Origin of the sequence: Clostridium sp. AF28-12 (assembly GCF_003435225.1) — a bacterium.
Taxonomy (GTDB): Bacteria; Bacillota; Clostridia; order Lachnospirales; family Lachnospiraceae; genus Pilosibacter; species Pilosibacter fragilis.
In genome coordinates this window covers 160,708-176,588 of record NZ_QWGJ01000004.1, presented here as the reverse complement: position 1 = coordinate 176,588, position 15,881 = coordinate 160,708, and the positions used below count along the sequence as shown (strand labels likewise).

The 15,881-nt window shown below is 48.4% G+C and carries 20 protein-coding genes and 1 other RNA gene; 3 read left to right on the top strand and 18 right to left on the bottom strand.

All coding sequences use genetic code 11. The features are described from left to right. Positions 1–18: 18 nt before the first annotated feature. The 7 genes from rpmI to DWY93_RS05450 all read right to left on the bottom strand — a co-directional run bounded on the left by rpmI (position 19) and on the right by DWY93_RS05450 (position 4,444). Positions 19–216, bottom strand: a complete 198-nt coding sequence (gene rpmI, locus DWY93_RS05480; RefSeq protein ID WP_021906099.1) for a 50S ribosomal protein L35 — start codon at positions 214–216, stop codon at positions 19–21. Between the two features lie 27 nt (positions 217–243). Beyond that, complete coding sequence (gene infC, locus DWY93_RS05475) at positions 244–738, bottom strand: translation initiation factor IF-3 (RefSeq protein ID WP_015554700.1); 495 nt, start codon at positions 736–738, stop codon at positions 244–246. Between the two features lie 483 nt (positions 739–1,221). Beyond that, positions 1,222–1,536, bottom strand: coding sequence for a DUF1540 domain-containing protein (locus DWY93_RS05470; protein ID WP_015554701.1), 315 nt, complete (start codon positions 1,534–1,536; stop codon positions 1,222–1,224). A gap of 166 nt (positions 1,537–1,702) precedes the next feature. Then, complete coding sequence (locus DWY93_RS05465) at positions 1,703–2,161, bottom strand: DUF6560 family protein (RefSeq protein WP_021906097.1); 459 nt, start codon at positions 2,159–2,161, stop codon at positions 1,703–1,705. Between the two features lie 85 nt (positions 2,162–2,246). Further along, positions 2,247–2,861, bottom strand: coding sequence for a YcxB family protein (locus DWY93_RS05460; RefSeq protein ID WP_117469800.1), 615 nt, complete (start codon positions 2,859–2,861; stop codon positions 2,247–2,249). Between the two features lie 10 nt (positions 2,862–2,871). Continuing rightward, positions 2,872–3,441, bottom strand: coding sequence for a hypothetical protein (locus tag DWY93_RS05455; protein WP_117469801.1), 570 nt, complete (start codon positions 3,439–3,441; stop codon positions 2,872–2,874). 85 nt (positions 3,442–3,526) lie between these two features. Then, positions 3,527–4,444 (bottom strand): AEC family transporter, encoded by a 918-nt coding sequence (locus DWY93_RS05450; RefSeq protein ID WP_117469802.1) that lies wholly within the window; start codon positions 4,442–4,444, stop codon positions 3,527–3,529. Positions 4,445–4,769: 325 nt separating this feature from the next. Here DWY93_RS05450 and DWY93_RS05445 point away from each other — a divergent pair, with 325 nt between their 5' ends. The 3 genes from DWY93_RS05445 to DWY93_RS05435 all read left to right on the top strand — a co-directional run bounded on the left by DWY93_RS05445 (position 4,770) and on the right by DWY93_RS05435 (position 5,558). Continuing rightward, on the top strand, positions 4,770–4,964 hold the full coding sequence (locus DWY93_RS05445; RefSeq protein ID WP_015554706.1) for a hypothetical protein: 195 nt from the start codon (positions 4,770–4,772) through the stop codon (positions 4,962–4,964). Continuing rightward, complete coding sequence (locus tag DWY93_RS05440) at positions 4,927–5,241, top strand: DUF3837 domain-containing protein (protein ID WP_117469803.1); 315 nt, start codon at positions 4,927–4,929, stop codon at positions 5,239–5,241. The genes DWY93_RS05445 and DWY93_RS05440 overlap by 38 nt, the downstream gene beginning before the upstream one ends. 71 nt (positions 5,242–5,312) lie before the next feature. Next, the gene (locus tag DWY93_RS05435) at positions 5,313–5,558 is read left to right on the top strand and encodes a hypothetical protein (RefSeq protein ID WP_117469804.1); all 246 of its coding nucleotides are present in this window, start codon (positions 5,313–5,315) and stop codon (positions 5,556–5,558) included. Between the two features lie 147 nt (positions 5,559–5,705). Here the strand turns inward: DWY93_RS05435 and DWY93_RS05430 are convergent, their stop codons facing one another. The 11 genes from DWY93_RS05430 to pheS all read right to left on the bottom strand — a co-directional run bounded on the left by DWY93_RS05430 (position 5,706) and on the right by pheS (position 15,794). Next, a complete protein-coding gene (locus tag DWY93_RS05430; RefSeq protein WP_015554709.1) occupies positions 5,706–5,978 on the bottom strand; it encodes a hypothetical protein in 273 nt (90 codons plus the stop codon). 272 nt (positions 5,979–6,250) lie between these two features. Next, positions 6,251–6,594: a transfer-messenger RNA gene (gene ssrA, locus DWY93_RS05425) on the bottom strand. A gap of 193 nt (positions 6,595–6,787) precedes the next feature. Then, positions 6,788–7,258: an SsrA-binding protein SmpB gene (smpB, locus tag DWY93_RS05420; RefSeq protein WP_015554767.1), complete on the bottom strand. Its 471-nt coding sequence runs from the start codon at positions 7,256–7,258 to the stop codon at positions 6,788–6,790. Positions 7,259–7,395: 137 nt separating this feature from the next. Further along, positions 7,396–9,726 carry an RNB domain-containing ribonuclease gene (locus DWY93_RS05415; RefSeq protein ID WP_117469805.1) on the bottom strand — a complete coding sequence of 777 codons (2,331 nt, stop codon included), beginning with the start codon at positions 9,724–9,726 and terminating at the stop codon, positions 7,396–7,398. Positions 9,727–9,955: 229 nt separating this feature from the next. Continuing rightward, on the bottom strand, positions 9,956–10,189 hold the full coding sequence (gene secG, locus DWY93_RS05410) for a preprotein translocase subunit SecG (RefSeq protein WP_021906090.1): 234 nt from the start codon (positions 10,187–10,189) through the stop codon (positions 9,956–9,958). A gap of 224 nt (positions 10,190–10,413) precedes the next feature. Continuing rightward, a complete protein-coding gene (locus tag DWY93_RS17110) occupies positions 10,414–10,578 on the bottom strand; it encodes a hypothetical protein (RefSeq protein ID WP_181968496.1) in 165 nt (54 codons plus the stop codon). A 168-nt stretch (positions 10,579–10,746) separates the two neighbouring features. After that, positions 10,747–10,938 (bottom strand): hypothetical protein, encoded by a 192-nt coding sequence (locus DWY93_RS05400; protein WP_015554769.1) that lies wholly within the window; start codon positions 10,936–10,938, stop codon positions 10,747–10,749. A gap of 16 nt (positions 10,939–10,954) precedes the next feature. Further along, positions 10,955–11,731 carry an A24 family peptidase gene (locus DWY93_RS05395; RefSeq protein WP_117469807.1) on the bottom strand — a complete coding sequence of 259 codons (777 nt, stop codon included), beginning with the start codon at positions 11,729–11,731 and terminating at the stop codon, positions 10,955–10,957. A gap of 42 nt (positions 11,732–11,773) precedes the next feature. Then, positions 11,774–11,995: a hypothetical protein gene (locus DWY93_RS17785; RefSeq protein ID WP_278286472.1), complete on the bottom strand. Its 222-nt coding sequence runs from the start codon at positions 11,993–11,995 to the stop codon at positions 11,774–11,776. 343 nt (positions 11,996–12,338) lie between these two features. After that, complete coding sequence (pheT, locus tag DWY93_RS05385) at positions 12,339–14,753, bottom strand: phenylalanine--tRNA ligase subunit beta (protein ID WP_117469809.1); 2,415 nt, start codon at positions 14,751–14,753, stop codon at positions 12,339–12,341. An 18-nt stretch (positions 14,754–14,771) separates the two neighbouring features. Further along, a complete protein-coding gene (gene pheS / locus DWY93_RS05380) occupies positions 14,772–15,794 on the bottom strand; it encodes a phenylalanine--tRNA ligase subunit alpha (protein WP_015554773.1) in 1,023 nt (340 codons plus the stop codon). Positions 15,795–15,881 lie beyond the last annotated feature (87 nt).

Sequence of the window (15,881 nt, the reverse complement as noted above, 5' to 3'; positions counted from 1 at the left end):
TCTTACTTCCGAAACAAATTATAAATACGGTAAAATCTTCTTCATTACCTTGCTGTTTGTGATATCGGTAACGATGTCTTTTCTAAGATTTCTCTTACGCTTTGTGGATTTCTTAGTTAAGATATGGGACTTATAAGCTTTATTTCTCACTAACTGACCAGTTCCGGTCTTTTTGAAACGTTTTGCAGCTGCTCTGCTTGTTTTCATTTTAGGCATTGTTGTTTCCTCCTTAAAATTGTTCCCTTATCGTTTTGCAGTTAAAAACATTACCAGGCTTCTTCCCTCTACCTTGGAAGGCTTATCGACAACAGCGATATCGGAAAGTTTCTCAGCGAAATCATCCAGAATATACTTTGTCTGGTTCATATGAGCCATCTCACGACCGCGGAAACGAAGCGTAACTTTTACCTTGTTGCCTTTTTCGATGAACTTTCTCGCAGATCCGATCTTTGTATTAAGATCGTTTGTATCGATGTTCGGGGAAAGACGTACTTCCTTCACCTCGATCGTCTTCTGCTTCTTTTTCGCTTCCTTCTCCTTACGGATCATCTCATACTTGTACTTACCGTAATCAATGATCTTACATACCGGCGGCTTCGCTGCCGGAGCAATCTTTACAAGATCCAGTTCTGCGTCTCTCGCCATTTTATAAGCGTCTTTTGCAGACATGATTCCAAGCTGCTCACCATTTTCTCCAATTAAACGAACTTCCTTATCACGGATCTGCTCGTTAATCATTAACTCGCTAATAGCCGTACACCTCCAACTCTCATACTCTACATATGTCGATAGAAAAGAAAAAGCAGATAGGTAACTATCCGCTCGTAACTGCATTGGTTTGGCATGCTGCTGCATGATAAAAACCGATGTCTATGAACCCGGGTCACTTACTCGTGCCAGGGTGAGGCGGATACCTGCTTTCCTGTCAGTTGTTCTCACAACTTTTGTTATTTTACTATACCGCTATCGTTTTGTCAATCACTTTTCCCAGAATTTCCAATACTTTTTTCGGTTCAAGTGCACCTTCCATGATTCTGCCCGGTATTCTCCACAGACCTTTCATACTGCTCCCATGGATCTATCTTTGCAAAGACCCATATCGCAAATCCATAGTGCCTTTCTTTCAGGCAAAACAGCGGCTTTCCTGCTAAGTAAAAAAGGAACCGGCAACGGTCAGTCTGCTGTCATCAGCTTTCTCCGCAGCCAGTTCCTTCATTATTCCTACTTCTCCCTAAAGCTTGCACATTCCGTCTGCCCGACAGCCATGGCGCCGTCCCCGGCGATCGTGATCCGCTCTGCCCTGCACTGATGGTCATCATTGTAGAGACAGTTCGCTACATCACATTCCACCTCAAGCTTTGATTCCGGCGTCTTAAAAAGATTCTTAAAAAGACCGCCCCTGTTCTCCTCAAAGCTTCCGCAGCAGGTATCACAGCAGTTCTTCGCCTGCGCTCCCTCCACGAGGATTCCGCTCTTGCAGCAGCACTTCTCCGCATTATGGACACATGTCGTCACGGTACAATCCAGTTTTGTCATAAAATGGCCTCCTTTTTCCTGTTTCATCAGAGGTCATTATGCGCAGAAAGATCCCGAAGCATTCACTCTCCCGGGATTTTTCCTAAAACCAGCATAATTATTCAGTACCTTCATAGTTACGCGCAAAAATCCATTCCAGTTCAGCTTCCCTGATGGGATTTCTGCCTTACGCTTCCTCCACCGGATATTTCAGGCGTTTCAATCTCTCCATCAATGTACTGCTGTCCTTCATAAGCGGATAGATCGTAACGATGGACTGGTTATTCTTATCGATCAGCTCATAACTCACGATAGATCCCGTCTTTTTCTTCTTATAAACAACCGCTTTTTTCAGATCTGAAAACGGGACCACCTTTTTCTTTCCTATTACCGGGTTTACCTTGATCGTCTTGCCGTCAATCGTAGTCTTCCACAAAAGTCCCCACAGTGCAAATAAAATCCCCGCAATTCCGCAGATCACATAGAACGCCTTGATGAGCAGTTTTCCATCTGCCGCCGGATTCATAAAGAAGCTCCCCATAGTCAGCGCATCCACGATTCCCATGAACGGCACGACCAGCGTATATTTTAACTTCAATGTCGGCAGCTTTTCGATCTGCATTTTCTCTTCTTTTTTTATTTTCATCCCCAAAAGATCCTCTCCATTTAATTTTACACAGCTCCACCGTTCGGAACTATGGACTTCCATATAGAAATGGTCCTCCGTCCGTCTATACGTTTCTTACCTTCTCGATCACCTTATTGCACCGTTTTTCAAGGAAAGATCCGAATGTCTCCTTCTTTCCGCGGTAGAATCCCGCCTTCTCCACCGGGATCGCGAGGGATCTGTTCCAAAAGATCATATAATACTTGCTGGTCTCTTTGATCCATGCGATTCCCTCGTACTGGTACTCCGTGATGATGCCAGGCCGCTCCACCGTAAAGGTGTCCTCAAAAAAATTCATGGTGCATCGGTCACCCTTTAATCCAGAGCTCTCCAGAAGCTGCAGAGCCTGATTTTTATCGGCAGATACGGAATTCGCCTTCTTTCCGGAAGTCTCCCCGTTCTGTCTCTCATTCATTCGCCGAAGTACTACAGCCGCCACAAGTCCACAAAGCACCGCCTGCAGGATCCTCGTGGACTGATCAAGCTGTCCGAACGCCATGTAAACAGCTGCGCCCACAAGAAGCGCCATCAAAGTATCTTTCAGTCCGAAATCAGGAAGCTGGAACTTGATCTTCTTCCCATCGTTCTCCTTCGGCATCATCCGCGGCTTGGAAGCCACAACCTGGTGATAAAACATATCTTCATCATATGTAGATTTTACTGCGTATATCGGTTCCATCCCGCACCTCCTATCGTACTGCGATCTGTTCCATCGGAAGATGGCACTTTTCTGTCAGGAATCCTGCAAGCTCCGCGGAATTTCCCTGTACCGCGTCATCCTTCATGAAGTAACGCACCACATTTCCGCGCTCCACCAGCACATACATACCGGACATATCAATAAGGCGTCCCACGTTTTTATACTGCACACGGGATTTCTCATTCTTTCCGATAACCTCATATCCATCCTCGTAGAACCGGTATTCCCACTGATAGTTATCTTCCATCTTGCCCGCCTCGAACTGGAGATGGATCTGCTTTTTCGCGTCCAGCCAGCCTTTCAAAAGGGCATAGGTTCCAAACACGAATCCCATGGCACAGAGAATGCCGATCATCATGAGTGCGTCCCCGATCGTTCCGCCGATTACGACTTTTGCTGCCATGCAGAGCAGGAAAAGCCCAAGAAAGATCGACATGATCCTCTTTCCGCCGGACTGGAAACCGAGTTTCCGGACTCCCTTTTCCAGATGAAGCAGCTTTTCTTCCGTCACATGATGCCGGATGATAAACCGCGCGTCCTTTTCGTTCCGTAATTCCATTGTGTTCCTCCTTATTTTGTGCGATACAGCTATGCAGCGCCTCCGCGGTATACCTGATGCCGCCCTATGCACGACTATAAATTTCTTAGAAGATGATGATCGCCGCTGTCAGGCTCACGATTCCGAGAATGATTGATGCCGAGTTCACCGCGCTGGCAAGGTTCACATCTCCCTCAAGCATGGAGGTGTACGGAACGCCAAGGGCCGATACCGGGCCAAACATCAGGATTGCCAGGGTTCTGCGGATCTCCAGGGAAAACGGCAGAAACTGATAAAACAAAACTGCCAGGACTGCAGAAACTGCAAATCTCGTTCCCAGGATCTTCGCAACACTGCCCGTCTGCTCTCTCGTCATATGTAACTCCAGTCCGAGACCGATCATGGTCATAGAGAGGAAGGTGTTGGCGTTCCCCACAGTCTCAGCTACCTGGTCCATGAAGACCGGAATACGGAGTCCCGCCATCGTCAGTGCTGTCATAATTACATAGCAGTCAAACGGGATGGATTTTAAGAGCTGGATCACGATCCTCCGGATCTGATGCTTATCTCCGGCACCGCCTTTTCCTGCCACTGACGCAGCCACCGCATAGGAACCACCAGTACAGACCACCGCGTTTCCCGTATCAAAAAGGCTGGTACAGGCCACGCCCGGCGCTCCTAAGAATCCCTGGACGAAAGGCATCGTAAAGCAGCCGATATTGTATCCCGACGCGTTTACGAGGCCAAACGCCTTCTGGTCCCTCGTCCCTTTCGCAAAAAGTCCGTATCCGATCACCGCATACGCACCGCTGCACAGGAAACCGATCAGCACGATCACCAGCATGGAGACATCCATGGTCGCCTGGCTGAAGTTATGGATGATCGCTGCCGGGAGTGTGATCTTCGTGACGAGCTTCGAGAAGACCGGAAGATCCGACTGGCTTAAAAGACCAATTTTTTTCAGACCATATCCCATCAGGATGATCAGGAAAAAGCAGCCCGCTTTTAGTAAAACTGAACTCATATTTCATGTTCCTCTTTTTATGTATTTTCTCGCAGAAATAGAAACAAAATTTGTAACTGTTCAGTAGGTCTGCGCACTTGCTGCTCTGACCGTAAGGAAACATAGGCTGGAAGGCAAAAATCCCATCAGCGAAGCTGATCTGGAATGGATTTTTGCACGTAACTATGAAGGTACTGAATAGTTACCAAAATTTATTATATCTCAAAGTCACACTTGAATCAATCATTCTTTTTCCGCCTGTTTTGCCCGCTCCTCCACTGGACATGTTTCCATTCTGATGTTATACTTGTTCTGTTCTCATACAGTTTTCAGGGAGGTTTTTACCATGTCCGAAGAAAAAGATGCAAAAATCCAGGAACTGGAAGCCGAAATTGCCCGTTTAAAGGACGAAAATTCAAAGCTTCAGGAGACCGTCCAGTGGATGCACGACCTGATCTGGAAGATGGTCCGTGAACGCGAGGGACAGAAAGGAGATCCGTCCGATGGTACATACGCTTGTCCCGATGTCCGTGAAAATTAAGATCAAAAATTTTGAGACACCGGCGAGACTGATCAACCATATGGAATTATCCTGCGCAGTCGGCATGGCGTGCCGTCAGGCTTCGCTTCCGTGTCCGGAGGGAACTGCCGGAACAGATCTCAAGGAATTCGTAAAGTCGGTTCCGGACACGATCTATTCGAGTTCTGCCGTTGACGAAAAGCTGAAAGTGCTGATCCGCGATTATATCTACAAAAAGGGCGAGGTTCTGGATGATGATTCTCTGGTCACCCTGAAGCTCGGATATGAAAACACTTAAGTGATCGTGAGGATCCCGAATCATCACGCACTACGATCCAAGTCCGGATCACAGGAAAGGAGTTTGCAGCTATGGATTTTACACCAGCAGAATTTCCAACCACTGGAGTTTCTGAAAAAGAATTCATTGATAAGATGATCGCTCTGGCAAAGGCCGGCGAAGACGAGATGGAGCATTTAAAATGCATATTCTACACATGGGCTGTTTTTTACGAGGCTGACGAGGAGACCACCAGCGGTATCGCTGAGTTCCTCGCAAATGCGGCTGAGATTGCAGAGAAAGACGCATTTATCAAAAGTCTGACTTGCATTTTATAAGAATTCGCACGTCCACGCAGTGCAGAGGCTGACTATTTTTTCTCTGCCGTGCTCATATAAAAAGATACCGATATGACCGCGAAACGCACAGCTCATACCGGTATCTTTTTTTGTTTAACAGGAAGGCACATTCTTTTTTATCTTCATTTATTCTTCAGTGCTGTCCTCTTCCGGGCAGAGATACTCAATCAGAGCGTCCTGCTCTTTTCCGGAAAGGCGGAAGAAACCTTCGCCCACGCAGAGGTAACCGTCCTCAACATAAACTTCGCTGGAATCGAAATACTCGCCCTTCGCGAACTTGCGGTTTAACTCCGCGTTGATCTCGCCATAGTTCTCCACCTGAAGGATCTTGTTTTTCTTCTGCTCGATCTTCATTAAATGATAATATGCTTTCTTTAAATAGTCGCCCCGTTTTTTCATTAGAGTTCTCCTTTACTTTCGTTTCATATTTCTCCCGGCAGTTCTTGGTTCCGGGAAGTGTTCTGTAATTTAAAGTGTAAAGCATGAAAATAATTTTGTCAATCTGTGCTGTTCTCTTTCCAGTATAAATAGCTTTTCATGTAATATTTCGTGTGATACTTCCCCCGTAGATATGCACTTTTAGCGTTTTATTTGAGCTGATAACATCTTTTAATATTTCTCGCAAACAGGCATAAAATAAGGGAAATCCCGATTTCTCAAGACTTCCCTTATAGTGGACCTGAGGGGAATCGAACCCCTGTCCGAAAACCTATCCCCTGTTCTTCTACTATCATAGTCTGTTATTTAGAATTCCCGCCCGAACCCGAAAGCAGACATCCTGATCCGTTTGGTAGCTTCATCATACGCCCGCGTGCGCAAAGCTTTGCACGTGTCGTTTCCTGCTTTAAATGATGCCGGTTACTTAAAATGCAGGTATTCTAAGGCCGACAGCTGCCTAAATTAGGCTGCGTATGCTAATTCGTCGTTAGCGTTTATATTTAGGTTTGCCATTTAACGCATTGCATGCGGATAGCTTCACCAGCTTCAAAGCCCCCGTCGAAACCAGTACAAGCCCTTACTGGCACTCTCTTCGGAGTTTATCGCATCGCCCGATCCGCAATGGGCCGCAGACATTCTTCCGATGCGTTCGCTTTTGACAGTGTTCAAAATCCAGGCGACCCCGAATTCTATACTGGTACTGTTCTCGCGTAACACAAATCTTACCATCACTCGCCCAAATTGTCAAGGGTCCGCAGTATAGATCCGCTCTAGTACAGGTTTTTCACCTTGAATTCCTTCTCCAGCTCTCTTCTCTGATCCTTCTTCGCGATATCAGCGCGCTTATCGTAGAGCTTCTTACCTCTTGCGAGACCAATCTCCACTTTTACGAGACTTCCCTTAAAGTATACCTGGAGCGGCACTAAGGTATAACCTTTTTCCTGGATCTTTCCCTTTAATTTGTTGATCTCGTAGCGGTGCATCAGGAGTTTTCTCTCGCGGAGCGGGTCCTTGTTGAAGATATTTCCCTTCTCATACGGGCTGATATGCATGCCGTAGATCATCACCTCGTCGTTTGTGATCCGCACGAAGGATTCCTTGATGCTGCACTTGCCCATACGCATAGACTTTACTTCCGTTCCCGCAAGGGCAATACCGCACTCGAACTTATCGTCGATAAAGAAGTCGAAATACGCTTTTTTATTGTTCGCGATCAGCTTAAAGCCGCTGCTCTTTGCCATAATCCTATCCTCTTTTCTGTTCCAGCCGGGAACTCATCCGACCGGAACTTATCTCTATATTATAATACCATTTCACTGCAAAGCAATGTTTTCCGGGAAATTTTCGCCGCCAATCCGTCGTGTCCGAATCATTTTGCCTAATCAAATTTTCTTACCGGCAGAAAATCTATGGTCTTCAAATATCTGTCCACAGAGACCACCTGGATCTTCACCGTCTGTCCCAGCTTATATTTCTTTCTCGTCCGCTCTCCCACTAACTCATAGTGTTCCTCATCGAACACATAGTAATCGCCATCCAGGTTCGCAAGGCGTACCATGCCTTCCACAGTGTTCGGGAGTTCCACATAGAAACCGTAGTTGCTGATTCCAGAGATCACACCGGTGAATTCCTCGCCGATATGGTGTTCCATGAACTGGACCTTCTTCGCCTTGTCGGTCTCCCGCTCCGCCTCGTCCGCAAGGCGTTCCCTGGATGATGTCCAGACCGCAACCTCCGGCAGGATCTTCTCGTAGTGGGCCAAGCGCTTCTTCGTGAGCTCACCGTGAAGGTTCTCCTTGATGATCCGGTGAATCTGAAGATCCGGGTATCTGCGGATTGGGGAAGTGAAGTGGGTATAATAGTTCGCCGCAAGACCGAAATGTCCCATGCAGTCCGTCGTGTACTTCGCCTGTTTCATGGAGCGGAGCGCCAGTCTCGCGAGAAGCGCCTCCTCCGGGGATCCGGCCACCTTTGCAAGAAGCTTCTGCATCTCCTTCGGGTGAAGCTCCCCGTTCTGGAGACGGATCGAGTAACCGAAATTGTTGATCAGGATTCCAAAGCGCTTGATCTTCTCCCCATCCGGCTTCTCATGGCTGCGGTACAGGAACGGCGCCTGCTGCCAGTAGTAATCTTCCGCCACGGTCTCGTTGGCCGCCAGCATGCAGTCCTCGATCAGCATTGTCGCCGCGTTCCGCTCGTATGGCTTGATCTCCACCGGGCGTCCCTTTGCGTCCAGGATGATCTTGCACTCCGGGAAATCGAAGTCCACAGCACCTCTCGCCATGCGCTTTTCTCTTAAGACGCGAGCGGTCTCGTCCAGAAGCAGGAACATCGGGACGAAATCCTCGTACTCTTCCAGGCACTTTTTCGCGAATTCAGCTTTCTCTTTCGCTGCGTCTTTCTTTTTCTCGAGATCATCTGCCTGTACATTTTTCAGACTCCGTTTCGATTTTTTCTGTTCATCATTCTCAAAACGCTCGTCCTGGTTCCGTCCATTTGTCTCTTCTAACTCAGCGTCCTCCCCGCTATTCTTTCCATTCTTCGCTTCCAGGATCGCATTCACCGCCGTGTACGTCATTCTCCGGTCAATGTTCACCACAGACTCGCAGATCTTATGTCCCACAATAATACCCTTTTCATCGATATCCATAAGACAGCTCATTGCCAGCCTGTCACATCCTGCATTCAGGGAACAGATTCCGTTGGAAAGTCTGTGGGGCAGCATCGGGATCACGCGGTCCACAAGGTACACGCTGGTTCCCCGCTTGTACGCCTCCTCATCGAGAGGACTCTTCTCCTTTACATAATGGCTCACATCCGCGATGTGAACGCCGAGATGGTAGATCGTCTCCCCGTTTACCGTCTCCTTCGACACACTGACTGCATCGTCCAGATCCTTCGCATCCTCTCCGTCGATGGTCACCATCGGCACATTTCGAAGGTCCACTCTTCCGTTCTTCTCGATCTCCTCCGCTACATACTCCGGCGAGAGCGCCTCCGGGACATGGGAGACCTCCTCCATCACCTCTTCCGGGAACTCCTCCGGCAGCCCGTAGGCCCGGACGATGGACAGGATATCCACTCCCGGATCATTGATATGGCCCAGAATTTCCTTTACATGGCCTTCCGGATTTTTATTTTTCGCCGCGTAAGTATCCAGCTTTACCACAACTTTATGCCCGGATACCGCGCCGTTTTCCTTTCCCCTGGGGATAAAGATATCCATGGTGATCCGCGGGTTGTCCGGGATCACGAAACCGAAATTCTTGTTTTTCTCGAAGGTTCCGATCAGGGTCTCATTGGCATGCTTCAATACCTTTAAGACTCTCGCCTCCGTCCGGCCGCCTCTTCCGTTCTCATTGATGACAACCTGGACCGTATCCCCGTCCATGGCATCCCCGGTATCATCCGGCGGGATAAAGAGATCGTCCTCCCTGCCCTCGATAGTCACAAAGCCGAAGCCCCGGTGATGAGCCGCAAAAACTCCCGTCTGGGCGAAGACCTCGGATCTCGCATATTTTCCCTTTTTCGAGATTCCAACCTTTCCAGACGCCACCAACTCATTTAAAACTTCTTCCAGCTCGCCGCGCTGCTCCTTTGTGACACCAAGAAGCATCGCCAGCTCTTTTAATTTCATCGGAACATATGTCGGGTCCTTCATCAGATCCAGCAGCATATTTTTCCGCTCTTCCATTAACTTTTCTTCCATTCTTCTCCTTAAATAATATCCGGTAAAATCCAAACAATCTAAAAGTTCCCAGCGCAGTATTCACACCGGGCAGCCGCAAATGATCAAATTAATAAGGTTCTGCAGACCATATTATAAATAATAAAGAGCGTGCCCTTTTGTCACCCGGAATCTTCATCGAAATTTCCTGTTAAACAAAAAACACTCCTGCACGGAAGTTATCGCTGCAAGAGTGTTCGTCATCTTAGAATTAAATTACCTTTAAATTTAATACCAGGGCAAGTACAAAAATCAGGATTGCCGCAATTTTTGTAAACTTTTCAAGGTTGCCTTCCATAGAACGGCCTTTATTTTTTCCCCAGTAGCTCTCAGCTACACCACTGATCGCGCCAAGTCCGGAAGTCTTTCCTTCCTGCATTAACACGATCACTGTCATCGCAATACATAAGATAACGAATACAATCGTCAGAATAATTCTAATCACCGACTACACCTCCTGTCCACAGATAAAGTCATCATAACATAAAAACTCAGGGCTGTCAATCTCCAGCTTGCGGCGCTGAAATCTCAGGCAGCATGCGGGCAGTTACTGACATTGCCCGTGTACAATAACTACGGACTTACTGTCTGCCGCGCTCGAAAGCGCATGGGGACGGTACGAAGCAGGCAGGCAGAAGAATGCCTGCCTGCTTCGGAAGTCTTTACGGATCACTGGAGCTTTTTCCAGTCGATCCAGTCGCCGTAATAGACGGTCTGGTCTTCCCCGTTTTTCGTCCATATCTTATATGGGTAGGAGCTCCCCGATAAGTCTGCGCTGAAACTGAACGTTTTATCCGCATTGTTTTCGTTTCCGGAAGATAAGATATTAGACATGGACTCCTCTCCCGGCACTGCCGCCAGATTTACAATATCAAAAAATGTATTGAGATAAAAAATGAGTGATGCTCGGTCTTTCAACCTGGCATCACTCGTTTTTCGTTGTTTCTTACCAACCCCGTTTGACAGATACCGTAAAATAGTTAAGTTTTTGGTTTAACTGTTTTACGAACACCCGGCATTGCAACGGATCATTTTTTGAGCCAGAAGATCCCGGATCGTCTCCGCGCAGAGTCTGGCATCCGGTTTCGCTCCTTCTTCGATCCGTTCTGAAATACACTCCTTCAGCACGCCTTTTTCCATATACGCGATCTTGATCCGGTAATTTCCAATCTCAATTCCCAAACAATTTTTCATCTTGAAGTTCTCCAATTCAGAACAGGTCAGTATACCAGCCGGTCAATTTTTCTCCGTATAATATCATAATAAAACAGGCCGCCGCGATCGCCGGGCCAAAAGGAACACGTTTTTCTTTCCGGAAAGACGCGAACCCCAGACCGAAGAGACAGCTTAAGATCAGGTAAAACAGGATCTCCCAGGCCGAGCTCAGGTAAAGTCCTGTCATAAAAAACAATTTGATATCGCCCCCGCCAAGGCTTTCCTTCCCTGTGAGCTTGTCAAAGACCAGAGATACGAGAAGCATCCCCCCGCCGAGGATCAATCCAAGGAAGAGACCTCCAAAGATTCTCTGGATCGGGTCCGGGAGAAACAGGGCGGTCGCTAAAAATATCACACAGCCCGCAATCTGCAGGCGGTCGGGGATGATCCATCCATGAAGGTCGGTCAGGCTGAGGATCATAAGGACTACTGTCAGAAGAATTCCCCTGAGACTCATCACAGACATGTCATAGCGATACACGATCATACAGCAGGCAATTCCCGATACCAGTTCCACAAAAAAGGCTTCTGCCGGTAGCTTTGCCCTGCAGTAGCGGCAGTGTCCTTTTAAAAGGAGCCAGGAAAACAGCGGGATCAAGTCCAGCACTCCCAGGACATGCCCGCAGTGGTCACAGTGGGACCGCCCGGCAAACACTGACTCTCCGGAAAGAAGCCGTCCCGCCGCGCAGTCCGCAAAGCTTCCGAGACAGCAGCCCAGGATGAATGTGATCGTTAGGATATATATTGTAATTCCCGGGCTGATGTGCAGCATATTGATACTCCTTTATCTTTTTGTCAAAGATCCTTTGTAGTCCTATCTTCGAGGGCCGAATGGGTTCTGTCCCTGGATCTTTCCTACGTTTCCATCCTCGTCGTAGTACGGGGCTGCCTGGATAATATTTTCGCCAGGCTTTGGTACATATCTGGACATTTCCGGCGTGATATCCACCATTGAGAGATCGATATATTCGATGCCAAGCTGGATCCGCAGTGTATCGATCAGCTGTTTTTCCGTTATATAGTTATGTTTGACCAGAGTCGTTCCCAGTCGTTCTTTTTCCTGTGCCTGATATTTTAATGCCTCGTCGAGCTACTCCTCCGTGATCAGCCCAGCCTCAAGAAACATATCCCCTAAACGTTTTGTATGCATAATTTGTCACCTCTGCAAGGATTCGGTCATATCTGACTGCCAATTTTCTGAACAGACATGTTCTTTTGTATTGTACCATAGGGAAACGTTCTTTTGTAATTTTTCTGGCCGAACGTCTGATTTTTATCTTCCAGCCTTTTTGTTTAAGCGAAAAAAACAGTCATCCGGTGCAGGTTCATGCCTGTATCAGATGACCGTTTTCAAATATTTGATCAATATTCCATTGATCCTACCGGATATCAGCTCCAAGACGGAACTTCAGGTTTCCGAGGATCTTCTTTACGAATCTCTCGATATCCTTCGGATCAAGTGCCTTGTCCTCCGGGACAAAGGTGATCTTGAATGCCATGCTCTTCTTACCCTTTCCGAGCTGCTCGCCGCGGTAAATATCGAAGAGCTCTGCGTCACCGACCTGCTTGCATGCCTTCCTGATCTCATTAATCAGGCTGCCGCAGCTTACATCCTCGTCAACGACCATAGCCAGGTCACGGGTAACCGTGTCATACTCGGAAATCGGTTTGTAGCGCAGACCTTCCGGCATATGGGAAGCAAGTGCCGCAAAGTCGATCTCACCGAGATAGATCTGGTTGTTTGCCTTGCTGTCCTTCGGGAGCTTTAACTCTCCAGCGACACTGTTTGCAAGTTTACCAAAGGAGCCGACGCGCTCACCGTCGCAGAGAACATACGCGGAGATTCCCGGATGGAGATACGGGACATCCTCCGCTCTCTCATAGTCGAAGCTTACACCGAAGGAAGCCGCAAGCTCTTCCATCGTCCCCTTCAGGGTAAAGAAGTCTTCTGCCTCACCGAATGCCGCGAATCCAACATGCGGGATCTCGTTCGGGAGTTCTGTGAGCGGAAGTGCCTTCGGATAGTATACATTCGCGTACTCGAAGAATCGTCCGGCTGCGTTGCCCTTCTTCACATTCTCAACCACCGTATTCAACATGGACGGAGCCAGTGTTGTGCGCATGATGGAAAGGTTTGTGGTAATCGGGTTCAACAGGCGAATCACATTGCGTTCTTTCGCATCTCCGGCGATATGAAGCGCGTCAAGGTCAGCGTCAGAATAGAACGCCAGTGTGGACACCTCAAAGTAACCCTGAGATACCATTACCTGTTTTAATTTTGTTCTTCTCTTCTGTACAGGGTTTAATCCACCGTTTGTAACTGCGGAATCCTTTAAGAATGTCGGCACAATGTGCTCGTAGCCGTACTCACGGATCACTTCCTCCGCGAGATCCGGCTCACCAACCTCGATATCTTCACGATAGCGCGGCGCTGTCACAGTAAGAACATCACCGTCGCGCTCAACCTCAAAGCAGAGTCTGCGGAGAATGTCAAGAACATTCTCTGACGGGACCTCGATTCCGAGGATCTTATTGATGCCGCTTAAGGTTGCGGTAAATTTCTTTCCTTCTCTCGGTGCGCCTGCGCTTACATCGAAGGCACTCGCTGTGATCTCGCCGCAACCGAGTTCCTCGATCAGGTGAAGGGCACGTGCCATACCGATCTCAACGGTATACTCTGCGATACCTTTCTCGTAATGGCTGGACGCATCCGTATTCTGTCCGAGGCTTCTCGCGGTCTTACGGATGTTGTCACGCATGAATTTTGCGGACTCAAAGAGAAGCTGTGTGGTGTTCTCTGTGATCTCACTGTTCATGCCGCCCATGATACCCGCAAGGGCTACCGGTTTGCTGCCGTCGCAGATCACAAGGTTGTTCTCGTTTAACTTAAACTCTTTTCCATCAAGTGTCTGGATCATCTCGCCGTTCTCCGCGCGGCGGACGATGATCTGGCTGCTCTCTAAGGTGTTCATATCAAAGGCATGCATCGGCTGTCCGATCTCAAGCATGACATAGTTTGTGATATCGACCACATTGCTGATGCTCCTTAAGCCGCAGAGTGCTAACTGGCGGCGCATCCATCTCGGGGACTGGCCCGGAGTGATGTTTCTGACACCATGACCTAAGTAGCGCGGGCAGAGATCCTGTGCCTCTACTTTGATGTCAAGGTTTTCATATTTATAATCGCTCTCTTTGTAGTCGAGAGCCGGCATTTTAAGCGGTTTGTCTAAGACTGCGGCAACCTCTCTCGCGATTCCTAAAACAGACTGGCAGTCCGCACGGTTCGCTGTTACAGAGATGTCGAAGATATAGTCGTCTAAGCCAACGACTTTCGCGATATCTGTTCCCGGGACGGTGTCCTTCGGAAGGTCTAAAAGACCGTAGACCTCAGAACCTGGATACAGGTCCTCGTTTAAGCCCAGCTCTTCACCGGAGCAGAGCATACCGTTGGACTCAATGCCGCGCATCGGTTTTGCCTTGATCCTGATACCGCCCGGAAGAGAGGAATTGTCAAGAGCCGCCGGTGTGTGCATGCCTGCGTAGACATTTGGAGCGCCTGTGACGATCTGAATGTCGTTTCCATACTCGCCGCAGTCTACTTTACATGTGTAAAGATGTGTTCCCTCCACCGGGGTACATTCTTTTACAACACCAACAACGACACGGTCGATCTCAGCGGAGAGATCGATCAGTTCCTCTACCTCAAATCCACAACCAAAAAGCTTATCCTCTAACTCCTGTGCTGTCACGTCAATGTCAACATATTCTTTCAGCCAACTAAATGGTACTTTCATGATCTTCTCCCTCCCTTATTAGCCTTTGAACTGCTTCAGGAAACGAAGATCATTCTCATAAAGCAGGTTGATGTTGTTAATACCGTATTTTAACATGGCAATACGCTCGATACCGATACCAAAAGCAAGACCGGAATACTCATTCGGGTCGATGCCGCAGTTTTCAAGCACCTTGTGGTGTACGATACCGCCGCCGAGGACCTCGATCCAGCCGGTGTGTTTGCAGAGCGGGCAGCCTTTTCCTCCGCACTCGAAGCAACTGACATCGACCTCAACGCTCGGCTCCGTGAACGGGAAATAGCTCGGACGGAGACGTGTCTTAACTTCGCTTCCAAAGATCGCCTGTACAAACTTGTCCAGCATACCCTGAAGGTCGCAGAGTGTGATCTTCTTATCCACAACAAGACCTTCCATCTGATGGAACATCGGGGAGTGGGTCGCGTCGCTGTCGGAACGGAATACGCGCCCCGGTGCCAGCATCTTGATCGGCGGCTTCTTCGCATCCATGACACGGATCTGTCCCGGACTTGTATGTGTGCGGAGTAAAATATCCTCAGCCACATAGAAGGTATCCTGCATGTCTCTCGCCGGATGGTTCTTAGCTACATTCAATCTTGTAAAGTTGTGATCATCATCCTCGATCTCCGGACCGTCATAGATCTCAAAGCCCATTCCGGCGAAGACATCGATCATCTCGTTCTCTGTGACGGTGAGCGGATGAAGTCCTCCTGCCGGGCGCATCTTTGCCGGCATGGTGATGTCGACCTGCTCGCTCTTGTTGCGGGCTGCAAGCTCCAGCTCATCCATCTTATTTTTCATTTCCTGGTAGCGTGCTTCTACCTGATTCTTAAATTCGTTGATCGTCTTACCAACGTTCGGGCGCTCCTCCTTCGGAACGCTTCCAAGACCTTTCATCAGGTCCGCAATGCTGCCTTTCTTTCCAAGGAAGTTCTGCCAGAACTCACCAAGCTGTTCCTTGGACTCTACACTGCCGAGAGCGGCTTCCATCTGCTCTTTCAGTGCCTTGATCTTCTCTTCCATAGTCCACCTCATTCTTTCGGTATGGTTTGGTTATCTATCAGTGCGGCGGTCAGGCTTTTCTACATATCCATATCTTCTTGTTTTCGC

Bases quoted from the DNA above. Each gene is read 5' to 3' on its own strand.
- rpmI (WP_021906099.1), bottom strand. From the start codon at position 216: ATGCCTAAAATGAAAACAAGCAGAGCAGCTGCAAAACGTTTCAAAAAG.
- infC (WP_015554700.1), bottom strand. From the start codon at position 738: ATGATTAACGAGCAGATCCGTGATAAGGAAGTTCGTTTAATTGGAGAA.
- DWY93_RS05470 (WP_015554701.1), bottom strand. From the start codon at position 1,536: ATGACAAAACTGGATTGTACCGTGACGACATGTGTCCATAATGCGGAG.
- DWY93_RS05465 (WP_021906097.1), bottom strand. From the start codon at position 2,161: ATGAAAATAAAAAAAGAAGAGAAAATGCAGATCGAAAAGCTGCCGACA.
- DWY93_RS05460 (WP_117469800.1), bottom strand. From the start codon at position 2,861: ATGGAACCGATATACGCAGTAAAATCTACATATGATGAAGATATGTTT.
- DWY93_RS05455 (WP_117469801.1), bottom strand. From the start codon at position 3,441: ATGGAATTACGGAACGAAAAGGACGCGCGGTTTATCATCCGGCATCAT.
- DWY93_RS05450 (WP_117469802.1), bottom strand. From the start codon at position 4,444: ATGAGTTCAGTTTTACTAAAAGCGGGCTGCTTTTTCCTGATCATCCTG.
- DWY93_RS05445 (WP_015554706.1), top strand. From the start codon at position 4,770: ATGTCCGAAGAAAAAGATGCAAAAATCCAGGAACTGGAAGCCGAAATT.
- DWY93_RS05440 (WP_117469803.1), top strand. From the start codon at position 4,927: ATGGTACATACGCTTGTCCCGATGTCCGTGAAAATTAAGATCAAAAAT.
- DWY93_RS05435 (WP_117469804.1), top strand. From the start codon at position 5,313: ATGGATTTTACACCAGCAGAATTTCCAACCACTGGAGTTTCTGAAAAA.
- DWY93_RS05430 (WP_015554709.1), bottom strand. From the start codon at position 5,978: ATGAAAAAACGGGGCGACTATTTAAAGAAAGCATATTATCATTTAATG.
- smpB (WP_015554767.1), bottom strand. From the start codon at position 7,258: ATGGCAAAGAGCAGCGGCTTTAAGCTGATCGCGAACAATAAAAAAGCG.
- DWY93_RS05415 (WP_117469805.1), bottom strand. From the start codon at position 9,726: ATGGAAGAAAAGTTAATGGAAGAGCGGAAAAATATGCTGCTGGATCTG.
- DWY93_RS17110 (WP_181968496.1), bottom strand. From the start codon at position 10,578: ATGTCTAATATCTTATCTTCCGGAAACGAAAACAATGCGGATAAAACG.
- DWY93_RS05400 (WP_015554769.1), bottom strand. From the start codon at position 10,938: ATGAAAAATTGTTTGGGAATTGAGATTGGAAATTACCGGATCAAGATC.
- DWY93_RS05395 (WP_117469807.1), bottom strand. From the start codon at position 11,731: ATGCTGCACATCAGCCCGGGAATTACAATATATATCCTAACGATCACA.
- pheT (WP_117469809.1), bottom strand. From the start codon at position 14,753: ATGAAAGTACCATTTAGTTGGCTGAAAGAATATGTTGACATTGACGTG.
- pheS (WP_015554773.1), bottom strand. From the start codon at position 15,794: ATGGAAGAGAAGATCAAGGCACTGAAAGAGCAGATGGAAGCCGCTCTC.